12 protein-coding genes are annotated in these 15,901 nt (G+C 69.8%); 7 read left to right on the top strand and 5 right to left on the bottom strand.

Annotated features, from left to right (window positions below; translation table 11 throughout):
• Window positions 1-36: 36 nt before the first annotated feature.
• The 3 genes from SLW52_RS07735 to SLW52_RS07725 all read right to left on the bottom strand — a co-directional run bounded on the left by SLW52_RS07735 (window position 37) and on the right by SLW52_RS07725 (window position 3,806).
• Window positions 37-1,197: a lysozyme inhibitor LprI family protein gene (locus SLW52_RS07735; RefSeq protein WP_320739897.1), complete on the bottom strand. Its 1,161-nt coding sequence runs from the start codon at window positions 1,195-1,197 to the stop codon at window positions 37-39.
• Window positions 1,198-1,327: 130 nt separating this feature from the next.
• The gene (locus tag SLW52_RS07730; protein WP_320739896.1) at window positions 1,328-1,885 is read right to left on the bottom strand and encodes a lysozyme inhibitor LprI family protein; all 558 of its coding nucleotides are present in this window, start codon (window positions 1,883-1,885) and stop codon (window positions 1,328-1,330) included.
• A gap of 97 nt (window positions 1,886-1,982) precedes the next feature.
• Window positions 1,983-3,806 (bottom strand): family 43 glycosylhydrolase, encoded by a 1,824-nt coding sequence (locus tag SLW52_RS07725; RefSeq protein ID WP_320739894.1) that lies wholly within the window; start codon window positions 3,804-3,806, stop codon window positions 1,983-1,985.
• Between the two features lie 158 nt (window positions 3,807-3,964).
• Between SLW52_RS07725 and SLW52_RS07720 the strand changes: the two genes are divergently transcribed.
• The 7 genes from SLW52_RS07720 (at window position 3,965) to SLW52_RS07690 (ending at window position 10,910) form a co-directional block, all read left to right on the top strand.
• The gene (locus SLW52_RS07720; protein WP_267123626.1) at window positions 3,965-4,873 is read left to right on the top strand and encodes a DUF4424 domain-containing protein; all 909 of its coding nucleotides are present in this window, start codon (window positions 3,965-3,967) and stop codon (window positions 4,871-4,873) included.
• Between the two features lie 159 nt (window positions 4,874-5,032).
• Complete coding sequence (locus SLW52_RS07715; RefSeq protein ID WP_320739892.1) at window positions 5,033-6,427, top strand: MFS transporter; 1,395 nt, start codon at window positions 5,033-5,035, stop codon at window positions 6,425-6,427.
• A gap of 97 nt (window positions 6,428-6,524) precedes the next feature.
• On the top strand, window positions 6,525-6,947 hold the full coding sequence (locus SLW52_RS07710) for an NUDIX hydrolase (protein WP_320739891.1): 423 nt from the start codon (window positions 6,525-6,527) through the stop codon (window positions 6,945-6,947).
• Between the two features lie 385 nt (window positions 6,948-7,332).
• Window positions 7,333-8,148: an EcsC family protein gene (locus tag SLW52_RS07705; protein ID WP_173003393.1), complete on the top strand. Its 816-nt coding sequence runs from the start codon at window positions 7,333-7,335 to the stop codon at window positions 8,146-8,148.
• Window positions 8,149-8,252: 104 nt separating this feature from the next.
• Window positions 8,253-9,077, top strand: a complete 825-nt coding sequence (locus tag SLW52_RS07700) for an NYN domain-containing protein (protein ID WP_043095422.1) — start codon at window positions 8,253-8,255, stop codon at window positions 9,075-9,077.
• A 70-nt stretch (window positions 9,078-9,147) separates the two neighbouring features.
• A complete protein-coding gene (locus tag SLW52_RS07695; RefSeq protein ID WP_267117672.1) occupies window positions 9,148-9,750 on the top strand; it encodes a class I SAM-dependent methyltransferase in 603 nt (200 codons plus the stop codon).
• 377 nt (window positions 9,751-10,127) lie between these two features.
• Entirely contained in the window at window positions 10,128-10,910 is a 783-nt protein-coding gene (locus SLW52_RS07690; protein WP_010340940.1) for a hypothetical protein, read from the top strand.
• A gap of 304 nt (window positions 10,911-11,214) precedes the next feature.
• Here the strand turns inward: SLW52_RS07690 and SLW52_RS07685 are convergent, their stop codons facing one another.
• Window positions 11,215-11,805, bottom strand: a complete 591-nt coding sequence (locus SLW52_RS07685; protein WP_320739890.1) for a hypothetical protein — start codon at window positions 11,803-11,805, stop codon at window positions 11,215-11,217.
• Window positions 11,806-12,076: 271 nt separating this feature from the next.
• Window positions 12,077-15,799 (bottom strand): indolepyruvate ferredoxin oxidoreductase family protein, encoded by a 3,723-nt coding sequence (locus SLW52_RS07680; protein ID WP_320739889.1) that lies wholly within the window; start codon window positions 15,797-15,799, stop codon window positions 12,077-12,079.
• Window positions 15,800-15,901 lie beyond the last annotated feature (102 nt).

Raw genomic sequence — 15,901 nt, 5'->3', positions numbered from 1 at the left:
CTCTGGGGCGTGCGAGGGCTGCGGCGTACTGGCTGGCTACTCGCAGAAATCGAGGGTCTTGCTGGAATGCCGCGTCGGTGTCGTTCCGTGCAGTGCGAGCGTCACCATGGTGCGTTTGCATTGTCCTTCTTCCGACCACAGGTGCAGGGTCGTGCCGCTGATGCCGGAGAGTGCGAGGCCGCGTGTCGCCTGTGCGAGCTTCTCGCTCTTCACAAAGCGCTTGGCCTTTGGATCGAATAGATAATAGGTATAGGCGGGCGCGCCGAGGCGGCCGGAAAAGTCGGTCCACAACAGCAGATCGTCGTAACCGTCACCATTGATGTCCGAGACGATCGCGGTATAGCGCAGGCCCTCGCTCTCTTCGCCCTGTTGGGCGATGGGGCCGCGATAGGCGGCGACATAGTCCTGCTGATCCGCTGTCTTGTTCAAAAAGACCAGCGAAGGGACAGGGATGGACTGTTTACCTGTTTGACGCTGCACCACGACCGTCGCGGGCGCGCAGCGCAGGAGTAGCCCGCCGGTGTCGCGACAATGCGCGTCTGCGACCTGCAGGCTTAGATCTCCCAGGGAAAACGCGACCTGTCCCGCCGCATCCGGCAGCCCAGTCGCAGTGAACACCTTCGCCACCGAGCCTGCATCGGGCGACGGCGTGATCGGCCTGGCGGCACTGATCGAAGCGACGAACTGCGGATCGTTCAGTTGGCGCAGTCGGCTAATCGTCGTGGCCAGTCTGCATTGCTTGGCATCCAGGCGCATCGCCGGGCTTGCCTGCTCTGGCAGCTTGCAGCGGTTCTGGTAGATCTGCGCGATCCACTGGCGCTGCGCGGCTTGCAACGTCGATCGCTCTTTCGCGGAGAGCAGGGCCGCCATGCGGGCGCGGTAGATCCTGTTCAACTCGCCGTCCTGGTAGGCGAACTCCTCGTCCACGCAGCGTTCCCGTGCCTCCTGCTGCATCGCCTTGGAGAGACACTGCGAATATGTCGGACGCAGCGCGTCCTTCTGCAACGCCAACAACTCCGCGCCCGACGGCAAGGACGGAGCCGCCGCGACTGCGCCACTTAGCACGATCGCGGACAGGGCCCCGAGGCACCGGGTGCCGAGCCAGCGCGCGTGCGCCCATTTGAACGATGAGACAAGGCCAGGGTGCGGCAGTTGTGGCGACGTGCTCCGCTTACGAATCCGATCCCGTTGTTCCATGCCTGCCATCTCCGGCCGCCGTGCAACGCCTTTGAAAGACCTCAACCGTGCGCTGCTGCCGGGGACAATCGCCCGCTCGGCACCGCAACACGCTGCCGCGTATCGTCCGACAGCTTGCCTGTCGCTGCCCTCAACGCCCGCCGCGCGTATACCCTTCCAGTTCGTCGGCGCGGGAGCTGATCCGGCGCAGGGTGGCTTCGGCGCTTTGCAGGCCCGCCTCCTGGCCGCGTGCACCGAACGCGCGGTCGAGCTGTGCGGCCTGGTCGTTGGACTGTTGCCAGGTGGACTGCGCGTCCATCAGGCGGGACCGGTCGGTACCGCTGATGCGGTAGCGCAGCTTGTCGTAGGCGCGGTCCAGGCGCTCCTGCTGCACGCGCTGTTCGCGCTGGATGCAGCGGCGGCTCTCGTCCAGGCCCTGCGCCTGCTTGCGGCAGTCGTGGTAGGTGGCGGACAGGCCATCGCGCGGTGCAGCGGCGTCGGCGCCGGCCGGCGGCATCTGCTGCAGTTGCTGCTGCATCTGCTGGATCTGTTGGGCCTGCTGCTGCAGCAGGCGCTGCTGTTGCTGCAGTTGCGCATCGCGCGGGTCGGTCTGCTGCGCGGCGGCACTGCCGCACACGCCGGCGACCATCGCGGCGATCAGCCAGGCGCGCAGCCGGCGCTGGTGCTGGGTTCCCTGGTGCTGGTGCATCGTCCTTCTCCTTCGATCGGCAGCCGATCCTGCCGCGCGCCGCATCGCCGGTGCGCGGTCGAGGTGGGGCCAAGCATACGGGAAGGCGGTGATGGCTTCATGGCACGGCGATGCGGGCGCTCAGCGGGGAGACACCGCGCTCGTCGAAGGCTTCGACGGCGAACACGTAGTCCTGGTCGCGGTTCAGCGCCCGGATCTCCAGGTCGGTGCCGCGGTCGGCGAACACCTGGTAGGTGAGGGTGAGGCGGTCGGCACGCAGGCCCCAGCGCACGTTGTAGCCGACGGCACCGGGCACCGCCTGCCAGTGCACGCGGGCATTGCGGCGGTCGGCATCGCGCTGCGCGACAACGCCGGTCGGCGCCGTCGGCGGGGCGCCGTCGGCGTTGCCGAACACGCGCAGGTCGCTGATCGCCAGGTGGGCGGCGCCGACGTGGCCGTGCACGTAGCGGATGTAGCGGGTGCGCACCGGCGCGGGCAATTGCAGGTAGGCGTTGGGCCGGTCGCGGCGGTCGGCGCCGTCGCCGACCTCGGCCAGCGGCAGCCAGTGGCGGCCGTCGCGCGAGTGCTGCAGCCGGAACGCGGTGTAGATGTCAGGCGCATCGCCGTAGCGGCCGGCACGGTAGTCGGCGAAGTTGACCTGCACCGCGCGCACGCTGCGTTCCCCGCCCAGGTCCACGGTGAGGGTCTCGCCGGGCGTGTTGCGTGCGGCCACCCAGTAGCTGCGCGGGTCCTCGTCGGTGGCGCGGTCGGCGGCGAAGCCGTCCAGGGTGGACGAGGCGGTGGCCGGCTTGCGGTAGGACAACAGCATCCAGCCGGTGAACAGCGCCTCCGGGTCGGCCACCGGGCCGTCCGGCATCCAGTGCGGGAAATCGCCGAAGCGGGTGGACACGCGCATCTGTCCGTCGGCGGCGAACGCGGCGGGGAACAGCACGATGCGCCGTTCGAAGGTCCAGTTGGCGCCAATCCAGGCGGTGCCGCTGTTCCACCAGTTACCGTGCGCGTCCTGGAAGGTGGAGCCGTGGCCGGCGCCCTGCATGAAGCCGCCGGGCTTGTACGCCACCGGGTTGTAGGGTGCGTAGACGAAGGGGCCGAGCGGGTGCTCGCCGACGTACACGCCGTTGGCGTAGGCGTTGTACTCGCTGCCGGGCGCGCCGTACTGCAGGTAGTAGCGGCCGCCGGTCTTGGTCATCCACGCGCCTTCCAGGTAGCTGCCGATCGGGCTGCCGTCGGGGAAGCGGGCACCGCGGTGGTCGGGGCCGAAGCGCTCCCAGCCGTGCTGCGCCGGGTCCAGCGCGAGCAAGGGCGTCGGCATGCCGCGGAAGGCGAACCCCTGCGCGTTGCGATCCATGGCGATGCCATACAGCGGATAGCGGTCCGACGAGCCCCAGTACAGGTACCACTGGCCGTCGTCGTCGATGAACAGGTCCGGGTCCCAGGGGCCGGGCGGCACGTCGCTGAGCGGGCGGCCCTTCATCTCGGTGCCGATCGGCTGGGCGCGCGGCAGCTTGGGCAGCAGCCGGGTCAGGAAGTCGAGCTTGCCGCTGGCCGGGTCGCGGGTCTGCAGCAGCGGGCGCGGTTCGAAGGCCGACTGCATGATCACCAGGCGGTCGCCGTCGGCCACCACCGCCGGCGCGACGATGCTCTCGAACGGCCAGCGGCTGGGCGTCACGAACTGCCAGTCGAGCAGGTTGCTGGAGCGCCAGTAGCCGTCGGCCAGGGTCTGGAACAGATAGTAGGCGTCGCCGAAGCGCACGAACACCGGATCGGCGCCGGTGCGGTAGGAAATGCCTTCGTTGAGTTGCTCGAAGTTGTAGCGGTAATCCAGGTCGATCGGATTGGCGTAGCTGCGCTGGCCTGGCGCCTGCGCCGCGGCCAGCCCGGCGGACGCCAGCAGCGCCAGCGTTGCGAATGCTCTGAACATGGCGATGGCCTTCCCCCCGTGGCGGCGCCGGCTACCGTAGCAAACGCAGCGGCAGGGCGCGATGCGGCAGGCCATGCCGCCGCGGTTACCATGGCGCGCGCCCGTTCCCCGCTGCCGTGCTGCGGCCGCGGCGCCTTCCCTCGCCGACCGCCGACTCCATGACCGCCAACGTCTCGCCGCGCCGCCTGCTGCCCCTGCTGTTGTCGTCCTTGCTGCTCGCGGCCGCTGCCGCCTTCGCCAACGACAGCAGCATCGGCGACGCCAATGGCTCCATCGAACTGATCCGCCAGCCGGACATCCGCATGAGCAAGGAAGACCTGTTCATCAGCGAGGAGCGGGTGCAGGTGGACTACGTGTTCACCAACACCAGCACGCGCGAGCTGCTGGTGCCGATCGCCTTCCCGATGCCGCCGATGTACTTCGGCATGGCCGACCACAGCGCGCTCACCGACTTCAGGCTGTGGGTGGACGGCAAGCCGGTGCGCACTGAGCGCAAGCTGGTGGCGAAGCTGGACGGCAGCGACATCTCGCGCGCCTGGGCGGCCAGCGGCTGGACGCCGGACGACCTGGCCGAGTATGTCGAGGGCGGCACCGTCCCGGCCGGCCGCAAGCCGCTGCCCGCGCGCTGGTTCGATACGGATGGGCAGCCGCGCTTCACCCTCAGCGAGTACTTCGTCTGGCAGCAGCGCTTTCCCGCCGGCGGCACGGTGGCGATCCGCCACAGCTACGTGCCCAGCGTCGCCACCGGCGTGCCGATGCCGGCTAGCGACCTGATCGGCGAGTACGCCAAATCCACCTGCCTGGACGCCGCCACCCAGCAGCGCCTGCGTCGCCGCGCCGGCGCCAACGGCCTGCAGTGGAGCAACCTGCGCTACGTGCTGCGCACCGGCGCCAACTGGAAGGGGCCGATCCAGGACTTCCACCTGACCCTGAAGAAGCGCGCCCCCGGCGACCTGCTTAGCCTGTGCTTCGACGGCGACCTGCAGCGCACCGATGCGCTCACTTTCGAATTTCGCCAGCGCGACTTCGTGCCCGACCGCGACCTGGACATCCTGTTCCTGCGCTGACGCGTAATCGGCGCCCGCAGCGGCCGGTCGCGTCGAAGCCGACATCCGGCTGAACGCCGATCCGGCGCGGTCGGCAGTTTCGACCCGACGCGGTGGCGCGCGCGGCGGCGGATCGGGCAGCATGCGGCGGCGCGTTTCCTCCCCCCAGGACCCACCCGCATGCGCGATGCCGCCGTTGCCGCTTCCGATCCCGTCGCCCTGGTGGCGGCGCGCCTGGAACGCCTGCCGCCCACCCGCAGCCTGTGGCGCCTGGTCGCGCTGCTGGCGCTGGGCGGCTTCTTCGAACTGTACGACCTGTTCCAGACCGCGTACCTCAGCCCCGGCCTGCTGCGCGACGGCATCTTCGCCGAGGGCGCGGCCGGCGTGTTCGGCATCGCCGACCAGGCCGCGTTCGCCTCGGCGACGTTCCTGGGCCTGTTCCTCGGCGCGAGCCTGCTCAGCCCGCTGGTCGATCGTTTCGGGCGCCGCGCGGTGTTCTCCTTCGCGCTGCTCTGGTACTGCGTGGCCACGGTGGCGATGGGCCTGCAGCACAGCGCGCTGGGGGTGATCCTGTGGCGCGGCGTGGTCGGCATCGGCCTGGGTGTGGAACTGGTCACCATCGATACCTATCTGTCGGAAATGGTGCCGCGGCAGATGCGCGGCGCTGCGTTCGCGCTGGCGTTCTGCCTGCAGTTCCTGGCGGTGCCGGCGGTGGCGTTGAGCGCCTGGGCGCTGGTGCCGCACGCGCCGCTGGGCTTGAGCGGCTGGCGCTGGGTGGCGCTGCTCAGCGGTGGCTTCGCGCTGTCGGTGTGGTGGCTGCGCAGCCGTTTGCCGGAGTCGCCACGCTGGCTGGCCACCCAGGGCCGCCACGCCGAGGCCGACGCGGTGCTGCAGCGGCTGGAAGCGCGCTGTACCGCCGACCTGGGGCGGCCTTTGCCCGCGCCCGAGCCGGCCTCGGCGCCGGCCGCGCCGACGCCGCAACTGTCCGCGCTGTGGCAGCCCCCGTACCGGCGCCGCATGGCGATGCTGGTGAGCTTCCACATCTTCCAGGCGATCGGCTTCTTCGGTTTCGGCAACTGGTTGCCGGCGCTGCTGGCGCGGCAGGGCGCCGACAGCGTGCACGGCCTGGGCTACGCCTTCGCCATCTCGTTGGCGTATCCACTGGCGCCGCTGCTGCTGATCGGCGTTGCGCAGCGCTGGGAGAACAAGTGGCAGGTGGTGGTGTCGGCGCTGGGCGCGATGCTGTTCGGCCTGCTGTTCGCCTGGCAGAGCCAGCCGCTGCTGCTGATCGCCTGCGGCGCGGCGGTCACCTTCTGCAATGCGTGGATGAGCTTCGCCTATCACGGCTACCAGGCCGAACTGTTTCCCACCGCGCTGCGCGCCCGCGCGGTCGGCTTCTGCTACTCCTTCAGCCGCCTGTCCACGGCCGCCAGCAGCCTGCTGATCGGCATGCTGCTGGAGCGCACCGGCCACCGCGGCGTGCTCGCCTGCATCGCCGCCAGCCTGCTGATGGCCGCCACGGTGGTGGGCCGGTTCGGACCGCGCACCCACCAGCGCGCGCTGGAGCGGATCTAGGCGTGTGGGATATGTTGAGACGCGCGCGAAGTGGCCTGGCGCACATCGAGGCGTGCATCGCGTCCAGACTGGCCCTTTACCTACCGCGGAGGACGCCATGCAACCGTTCAACGGCGCCAAGCTGGCGCTGCTGTGCGACGACGCGCTGCTGGTGTACCAGCGCGATGTGAAGCCGGAGATTCCCTGGCCGGGACTCTGGGACCTGCCTGGCGGCGGCCGCGAGGACGACGAGAGCCCCGAGCGCTGCGCTCTGCGCGAACTGCAGGAGGAGTTCGGCCTAGTGCTGGAGGAAGACAGGCTGACCTGGGGCCGCTGCTATCCGTCCCTGCAGCCCGGGTCCCTGCCGAGCTGGTTGTTCGTTGGCCGCCTGAGGTGTGTCGAGATCGCCAGCATCCGCTTCGGCGATGAAGGCCGGGGGTGGCTGCTGATGCCCGTGGCCGAATTTCTCGCCCATCCCCAGGCCGTGCCCCATCTGCAGGAGCGCCTGCGCGACTACCTGGCTCAGTGCGTGCAGGGGTAGCTGGTCTGGCCGGCCAGTCGTTGCCTGCGATACGAGAAGCGGGTTTACAGCATGCGTCGCGGGGCATGCAACCGCCGCTATGACGGCTGCCTCTGCAGCGCCGATCCTGCCACCTTGGGCCATGGCCAGTTCGGTGGACCGGCGCGATGTCGCCGGGGCCAGGGCGCCACGCTTGGCCTGGTGGTGGACCGGCCGTCCTGTCTGGACCGCGCCCGGCGCCGCGTGGGCCAGACGCAGGCGCGGTGTGCGGCAGGGGCCTGCCTCAATCCCGATCACGCGTTCCGGCCGCGCGATTCCTTAACGTCCCGCACCGGTCATCGTCCCTCGACACCATGCCGGGGCGGCCCGGTGCATGCTGTGGCCTCCCTCGCCACGAGCTTCGGCCATGACCTCGCTATTGCCCGTCCCCGTGATGGATGCCGCCGACCACCGCGACCTGGCCCAGGCGCGCGCCCTGCTGGAACACCCCGGCCTGGCGGCGAAGATCGCCAATGCGGTGGGCGCGCCGATCGAGGCGCTGATCAACAAGCGCCTGCCGAAACTGCTGTCCTCGCGCATCGATGCGGTCAGCCAGCGTGCGCTGCGGGTGGCGTTGCGCTCGGCGCTGCTGACCCTGCGTGGGCAGGCGCCGGAACGCGCACGGCCGCGCCTGCATGGCGCCGCGGTGGCGGCGACCGGTGCGGCCGGCGGCTTCTTCGGCCTGCCCGGGCTGGTGGTGGAACTGCCGCTGACCACGACCCTGATGCTGCGTTCGATCGCCGACATCGCCCGCGCCGAGGGCGAGCGCCTGGACGACCCGGCGACCGCCCTCGCGTGTCTGGAGGTGCTGGCGCATGGCGGCCGCAGCCACCGCGACGACGGCAGCGAATCGGGCTACTTCGCGGTGCGCGCGGCGATGGCGCAGCAGCTCAGCGCCGCGGCGCAGTACATCGCCGCGCACGGCCTGGGCAGCAAGGGCGCGCCGGTGCTGGTGTCTCTGCTGTCGCGCATCGCCGCCAAGTTCTCGGTCACGGTCAGCGAGAAGCTGGCGGCGCAGGCGGTGCCGCTGGTCGGCGCGGCCAGCGGCGCGCTGCTCAACACGGTGTTCATCTCGCACTTCCAGGCGATGGCGCGCGGCCACTTCATCGTGCGCCGGCTGGAGCGCCGCTACGGCGAGGCGGCGGTGCGCCAGGCCTACGAGGCGTTGCCGGCAGGGCGATGAGCCATGGCGGTCGCCGCGTTGCGCTGGCTGTGGGCAGCGCGCGCTGGCACAGTGGTGGCCGCCGCCACGCTTCTCCCGATCTTTCCTTGCCGCAGGTGCACGCCATGAAAACCCGCCACCGTTCCGACAGCGACGACGACCAGCCACGGCTGGCGGTGCTGATCGATGCCGACAACGCGCAGCCGTCGGTGATCGAAGGCCTGCTCGCCGAAGTCGCCAAGTACGGCCTGGCCAGCGTCAAGCGCATCTATGGCGATTTCACCAGCACGCGCATGACCCAGTGGAAGCAGGCGCTGCTGAAGCACTCGATCAGCCCGGTGCAGCAGTTCGCCTACACCAGCGGCAAGAACGCCACCGACAGCTCGCTGATCATCGATGCGATGGACCTGCTCTACACCGGCCGCTTCGACGGCTTCTGCCTGGTCTCCAGCGACAGCGACTTCACCCGCCTGGCGCAGCGCCTGCGCGAGGAAGGACCGACCGTATACGGCTTCGGCGAGCGCAAGACCCCGGATGCGTTCGTGCAGGCCTGCGACAAGTTCATCTACACCGAAGTGCTGCGCAGCGAGGCCAGCTCGGCGGAGCCGGCCAAGCCCGCCGCTGCGGCTGCCAAGCCGGCGGCCAAGGGCCGCAAGAAGCCGGCCGCGACGCCGGCCAAGCCCGAGCCCGTGCCCGCCGCCACCGAGACCAAGCAGGCGCCGCTGACCCTGCTGCGCCAGGCCATCGAGGAGGCCTCCGACGACCAGGGCTGGGCCGGGCTCGGCAGCGTCGGCAGCTATCTGAACAAGGTGCGGCCGGATTTCGATCCGCGCCTGTACGGGCACAAGAAGCTCAGCGACCTGCTGCGCCGGCTGTCGTCGCACTTCGAACTGGAGGAGCGTGGCAACGAGGGCGGCGGCAAGCGCATCTTCGTGCGCTCGCGCGGATGAGCCGTCCGCTGCCATTCGCACTGGTGCGTGCCGTCGTGGCGCGCAATGGCACACACAGGTGCACGCCACGATGAGCGATCGACCCTACGCCCCGTCCTGCGACCGCAACCGCGATCCGATCCTGCAGGTGCTGCAGCGGCAGTTCGCCGATCGTCGCCAGGTGCTGGAGATCGGTAGCGGCACCGGCCAGCACGCGGTGCATTTCGCCGCGGCGCTGCCGCAGCTGACCTGGCAATGCAGCGAGCGCGCCGAGCACCTGCCCGGCATCGCGCAGTGGCTGGAGGTGGCGGCGCTGTCGAACACGCCGCCGGCGCTGGCCCTGGACGTGCGCGAGGGGCCGTGGCCGCGCACCGGCTACGATGCGGTGTTCACTTCCAACACCTTGCACATCATGGGCTGGGACGCTGTGCAGGCGTTCTTCGCCGGCGTCGGCCAACTGCTGGCAAACAGCGCTGACGGCATGCTGGTGGTCTACGGCCCCTTCAACTACGGCGGCGCCTTCACCAGCGACAGCAATCGCGACTTCGATGCGTGGCTGAAGGCGCGCGACCCGGCCAGCGGCATCCGCGATGCCGAGGCGGTGGACGCGCTGGCGCAGGCGCAGGGACTGGCGCTGCAGGAAGACGTGGCGATGCCGGCCAACAACCGCTGCCTGGTCTGGCGGCGCGGCTGAGGCAGCAGTGCCACCCGGCGATGCCTTGGCGCCGTGCGGGAGCGCGATCGCGCAGGCGGATACGCCGTGGGCGCCCAATCTGACTGCGTCAGCCATGTCGTGACTGTGCATGCGTCAGCGACGCGGAGTGCGTGGTCGTACCGAATACGCCGACGTGCTTGATGCAGCACTGTCTTGGCCGGTTGCATGCCTGCGCTGCATGGTGGGCGACGCAGTAGGCGTTGTGTCCAGGTGACGAAGCCGCACTCTCTCCCTCATCACGGGTTCACCGCCGTGCCACGGCGGATTCACCGCGCGCTTGCGACTGTGCGCCGACACCCGCCGCCGCCGAACGGGCCTGCAGCCGGTGCTTCCTTCCTTCGCCACGGAGCATACCCATGGACAACAACGACAAAGCCCGCGATCTCAATCGCGATCCGATTTCCGGCACCCCGGGTTCGCATCCGGTCGGGGTCGGCATCGGCGGCACCGCTGGCGGCGTGGCCGCGGGCGCGCTGGCCGGCACCGTGTTCGGGCCGCTCGGCACCTTGATCGGCGCGGCGGTGGGCGTGGTCGCCGGCGCAGCCGCGGGCAAGGGCGTGGCCGAGCGCATCGATCCCACCGGCGAGGACGCCTATTGGCGCGAGGAATACCGCAACCGCGACTACGCCAAGGCCGATTACGACTACGACCGCGACTACGCCGCGGCCTATGGGCTCGGCCTGCAGGCGCGCGAGCAGTATCCCTCGCGCACCTGGGACGAACACGAGCGCGAACTGTCTCACGACTGGGGCACGCGCCGCGGCGACTCGCGCCTGGAGTGGGACGAGGCGCGGCTGGCCGCGCGCGATTCCTGGGAGCGTGCCGACGCCACTTACCGCACCTACGAGGACAGCGACCGCTACTACGCCGATCGCTTCGACACCGTGGACTACCGCGAGACCGACAGCAGCTACGACGACTACCGCCCGGCCTACCGCTACGGCGTGCAGGCGCGCAGCCGCTACCGCGACCGGGTCTGGGACGACCGCCTGGACACGGACCTGGAAAGCGGCTGGGAGCGCGCCAAGGATCGCTCGCGGCTGAGCTGGGCACAGGCCAAGGCGGCCGTACGCGAGGCCTTCGATTCGGATCGCTACGATCGCCCGGGCCGCGGCAACCCGCCTGATCCGCGGGTCTGATTCGACGTTCGTTGCGTTGAATGGCACTCGGTCGAGTTGCCACCTGGCACTCGATCGAATCGCATCCTGATACGACACAGCGGCCGCTCGCCCAGGGCCGCTGTGTCGTATGCGAAGTGTACGCAAGCGACCGTGTGGGAGGGACTTCAATCCCGACGCGCAGACCCTTCCGTCATCGGCAGCATCGCGATCGACCGGGATCCATCTGCATGGTAGTAGTGCGCTGCAAACCGTTGGGCATAGGCTGCATCGCCACCTGGTGACATGGCAGGTCGCGGCTGAAGCCGCTCCTGCAGCCTGGTTCCTACGGTCCGTCCGATGTCGGTGAGCTATCCGGAGGTTGTTGAGACGTCGATTGCGACGAATCGTCCGCCTCCGCCTCCGCGTCTTCCTTCAAGGCGGCATCCCACCAGGCCGGCGCCGCCAGCCGTTCTTCTCCATAGCCGTTCATGCAACCTGTTCGTTGCTGCTCCAGGCGCTTGTAGTCCAGGGTGAGACGCTGCACGTCCTGTTGCTCTGGCCACTCTGTGTAGGCGAAGTAGCCCTCGTACTGGTTCCCATTGATGCAGGCGATATACGAATCCGCCCGCAGCCCGGCTGCCTGAAAGACCAACACCCGCGCTTCGCCGTTGCGATCCAGGCGGCCATGGAAGACCGTCCATTTGCCCGACGCGCAACTCGCGCCGGAGATCCCCATGTAGCTCAGACACGGAATCGACCACACGTCCTGCTGGACGCGGATCCTCGCGCCCGAGAGTGGCCGATCGGGTCCCGCCACGACACGGATCGTGATGAACCGCGGCATGATCCAGGGGCCGGCGTGCTCCGCCAGCAGGTAGAACAGCAGGATGGCGCCCACCAGCGCCACGCATGCGAGTTTGAGCAAACGCTTCACGCGATGTTCCTTCGAGGGTGATGCGGCCGTGGATCGCTGGCGATCCACGCAACGTGCGGATGATGCCCAAGGCTGGGCGCCCTGGGCGATGCTGCTGTCCTGCGTGCGGCTGGAGTCGGGTCGCGGCTGCAGCCGCTTCTGCGGCAGATGCATGGACGCCAGGGAACGCGGGAAGGCTGCAGGCGCAGCGCCAGCCGCGCCGCGTTCGGTCAGACGCCCCCGATGCCGCCACTGCGCCGCCGCTGCACGGCGGCAGGCGTTCGTCTCCCGCTCAGGCCGCCTGCACGATATGCAGCGCCTTCGGATTGCGCCAGGTCGCCAGCAGCCGCGCTTCCTGTTGCTTGGCCTCGTGCAGGTGCGCTTCCTTGACGTGGCCGTAGCCGCGGATGTGCTCCGGAATGCTGGCGATCTGCACCGCCAGCGCCAGGTTGTCCGCCTGCAGCCGCTGCAGCAGTTCGTCCACGGTGGCGAGGTAGTCGGCGATCAACTGCCGTTCGCCGCGCCGCTCGGCGCTGTAGCCGAACACGTCGAGGGCGCCACCGCGCAGGCGGCGCAGCTTGGCCAGCCACTTGAACGCGGTGAACATCCACGGGCCGTATTCGCGCTTGCGCAGCCGGCCTTGCGCGTCCTTCTTCGCCAGCAGCGGCGGCGCCAGGTGGAAGCGCACGCGGTAGTCGCCCTCGAACTGCGCCTGCAACTGCTGCGCGAACGCGCCGCTGGTGTACAGCCGCGCCACCTCGTACTCGTCCTTGTAGGCCATCAGCTTGAACGCGTAGCGCGCCACCGCTTCGGTCAGCGCGGTCGAGGTCGGCGCCACGCGCTGCTCGGCAGCGCGCACGCGCTCCACCAGCGCGGTGTAGCGCGCGGCGTAGGTGGCGTCCTGGTAGTCGACCAGGAAGGCGTGGCGGCGCGCGACCAACTCGTGCAGCGAGCGCGACAGGCGGCTGTCGTCCAGCGGCGCGTGGCCGGCCTCGCCGCTGTCGGCGGCGGCCGGCAGCTCGCGCGCCGGACGCGGATTGGCGGGATTGCGCGGCGCGGCGCTGGCGCCGGCCTCGTGGCCTTCCCACTCGCCGGGTGGCAGCTGCTGCAGCCCCGGCGCCAGGCGTTCGCGTTCGTCCGCGGCCGGATCGGCGAGACCCGCCGCGCGTCGCACCGCCGGCAGGTCCAGCGCCGCCAGGCGGCCCCAGGCGAAGGCCTGCTGGTTCATCGCCACCGCCGCGCCGTTGAGTTCGATCGCGCGCATCAGCGCCGCGTGCGACAAGGGCACAAGGCCCTGCTGCCAGGCGTAGCCGAGCATGAACAGGTTGCTGGCGATGGCGTCGCCGAGCAGCGCGGTGGCCAGCTGTGTGGCGTCGAGCAACAGCGGATCGCGCCCGCCCAGCGCCAGGCGCACGCCGGCAATGATCTCGGCGGCCGGGAACTGCATGTCCGGGTGCGTGGTGAAGGTGCCCGGCATCGCCTCGTAGCTGTTCAGCACCACCTGCGAGCGATCGCCGCGCACCTTGGACAGCGCCCAGTAGTCGTTGACCACCACCATGTCGCACCCCAGCACCAGGTCGGCCTCGCCGGCGGCGATGCGCACCGCGTGCAGGTATTCGGGCTGGCGCGCAATGCGGATATGCGTGGTGACCGCGCCGCCCTTCTGTGCCAGGCCGGTCTGGTCGAGCACGCTGGCACCCTTGCCCTCCAGGTGCCCGGCCATGCCCAGCAGCGCGCCGATGGTGACCACGCCGGTGCCGCCGACGCCGGTGATGAGGATGTTCCAGGGCTGGCTCAGGTCGCTGCGGAAGCTTGGTGTCGGCAATTGCTCCAGCAGCGCCGCAGCGTCGGCCTTGCGGCCCTTGCGCGGCTGCCCGCCGTGCACGGTGACGAAGCTGGGGCAGAACCCGGACACGCAGGAGTAGTCCTTGTTGCAGCTGGACTGGTCGATCTGGCGCTTGCGCCCGTATTCGGTCTCCTTCGGCAGCACCGACACGCAGAAGCTCTTCTCGCCGCAGTCGCCGCAGCCTTCGCAGACCAGCGAGTTGACCAGCACGCGCTTGGGCGGATCGGGCAGCTTGCCGCGCTTGCGCCGGCGCCGCTTCTCGGTGGCGCAGGTCTGGTCGTAGATCAGCACGCTGGTGCCCTTGACCTCGCGCAGCCGCCGCTGCACCGCGTCCAGCTCGCTGCGGTCGTGGAAGTCCACCTCGCTGGGGAACAGCTCGCGGCGTCGCGTCCACTTGCCGATGTCGTCGCTGACCAGGGCGATGGTGTGCACGCCCTCGGCGCGCATCTGCCGGGCGATGTCGGGCACGCTGAGGGTGCCGTCCACCGGCTGCCCGCCGGTCATCGCCACCGCGTCGTTGTAGAGGATCTTGTAGGTGATGTTGACGCCGGCGGCGATCGACTGGCGGATCGCCAGCGAGCCGCTGTGGAAATAGGTGCCGTCGCCCAGGTTCTGGAACACGTGCGGGGTGTCGGTGAACGGCGCCTGCCCGGCCCAGGTGACGCCTTCGCCGCCCATGTGCGTGAAGGTGTCGGTGGCGCGGTCCATCCACGTCACCATGTAGTGGCAGCCGATGCCGCCGAGCGCGCGCGAGCCCTCCGGCACCACCGTGGAGGTGTTGTGCGGGCAGCCCGAGCAATAGTGCGGCACGCGCGGGAAGTTGGCGCGCGGCAGCGCCATCTCGGCTTCCTTGGCTTCCATCCAGCGCAGCCGCTGTTCGATCGAGTCGGTGTTCACCGCGGCCGACTGCGGCAGGCGCAGGATGCGCCGGCCGATCACCCCGGCGATGGTGGCCGGGGTCAGTTCGCCGGTGGACGGCAGGATCCATTCGCCGGCCTCGTCGTACTTGCCGACGATGCTCGGGCGCGGGCCGGCGCTGGCCGGCCAGTTGTAGAACTGTTCCTTCATCTGCCGCTCGATGAAGGCCTTCTTCTCCTCCACCACGACGATGTCCTGCAGCCCGCGCGCGAACGCGGCGATGCCCAGCGGCTCCAGCGGCCAGGTCATGCCGACCTTGTACACGCGGATGCCGATGCGCGCGCAGGCGTCCGCGTCCAGGCCCAGGTATTCCAGCGCCTGCAGCACGTCCAGGTAGCTCTTGCCGGTGGTGACGATGCCCAGCCGCGCCTGCGGCGCATCCATCACCGTGCGGTCGATGCCGTTGGCGCGGGCGAAGGCCTGCGCCGCGCGCACCGCGTAGCGATGCAGGCGCATTTCCTGGTCCAGCGGCGGATCCGGCCAGCGGATGTTGAGGCCGCCCGGCGGCAGGTCGAAATCCTCCGGCAGCACGATCTGCCGCGCGAACGGATCCACCTGCACTGAGGCCGAGGATTCCACCGTCTCGGCGATGGTCTTGAAGCCGATCCAGCGCCCCGTGTAGCGGCTCATCGCCCAGCCGAGCAGGCCCATGTCGAGGATGTCCTGCACCCCGGCCGGATTGAGCACCGGCATCATCGCGCTGACGAACTCGTCTTCCGAGCCGTGCGGCAGGGTCGAGCTGCGGCACGCGTGGTCGTCGGCGGCCAGCGCCAGCACGCCGCCATGGCGCGAGGTGCCGGCGGCGTTGCCGTGCTTGAACACGTCGCCGCAGCGGTCCACGCCCGGGCCCTTGCCGTACCACATGGCATACACGCCATCCACGCGCGCGCCGGGGAACAGGTTGGTCTGCTGCGTGCCCCAGACCATGGTCGCGCCCAGGTCCTCGTTGAGTCCGGGCTTGAACACCACGTTGGCCGCGTCCAGATGCTTGCGCGCGCGCCACAGTTCCAGGTCGAAACCGCCCAGCGGGCTGCCGCGGTAACCGCTGACGAAGCCGCCGGTGTTCAGCCCGGCGGCGCGGTCGCGCAGTTGCTGCATCAATGGCAGCCGCACCAGCGCCTGCACCCCGGACAGATAGATGCGGCCATCGGTGCGGGTGTACTTGTCTTCCAGCGTATAGCGGGTGTCCACGCCGTCGGCGGCCGCTGCGGCGAGGGAGGACGACGGACGCGGATCGGCGATGCGGTTCATGGCTTGCCCGGAAATGGAAGGCTGGCGGGCGCGCAGCGCCTGCCGCGCGCGATCGCCCCGATTGTATCAGCGGCGATTTTTGCACCCGTTCTCGTCCACGCC

Source organism: Xanthomonas sp. LF02-5 (genome assembly GCF_034105325.1).
Lineage (GTDB): Bacteria > Pseudomonadota > Gammaproteobacteria > Xanthomonadales > Xanthomonadaceae > Xanthomonas_A > Xanthomonas_A sontii.
The sequence above is the reverse complement of the archived record's forward strand: the minus strand, read 5'-3'. Positions and strand labels throughout refer to the sequence as shown.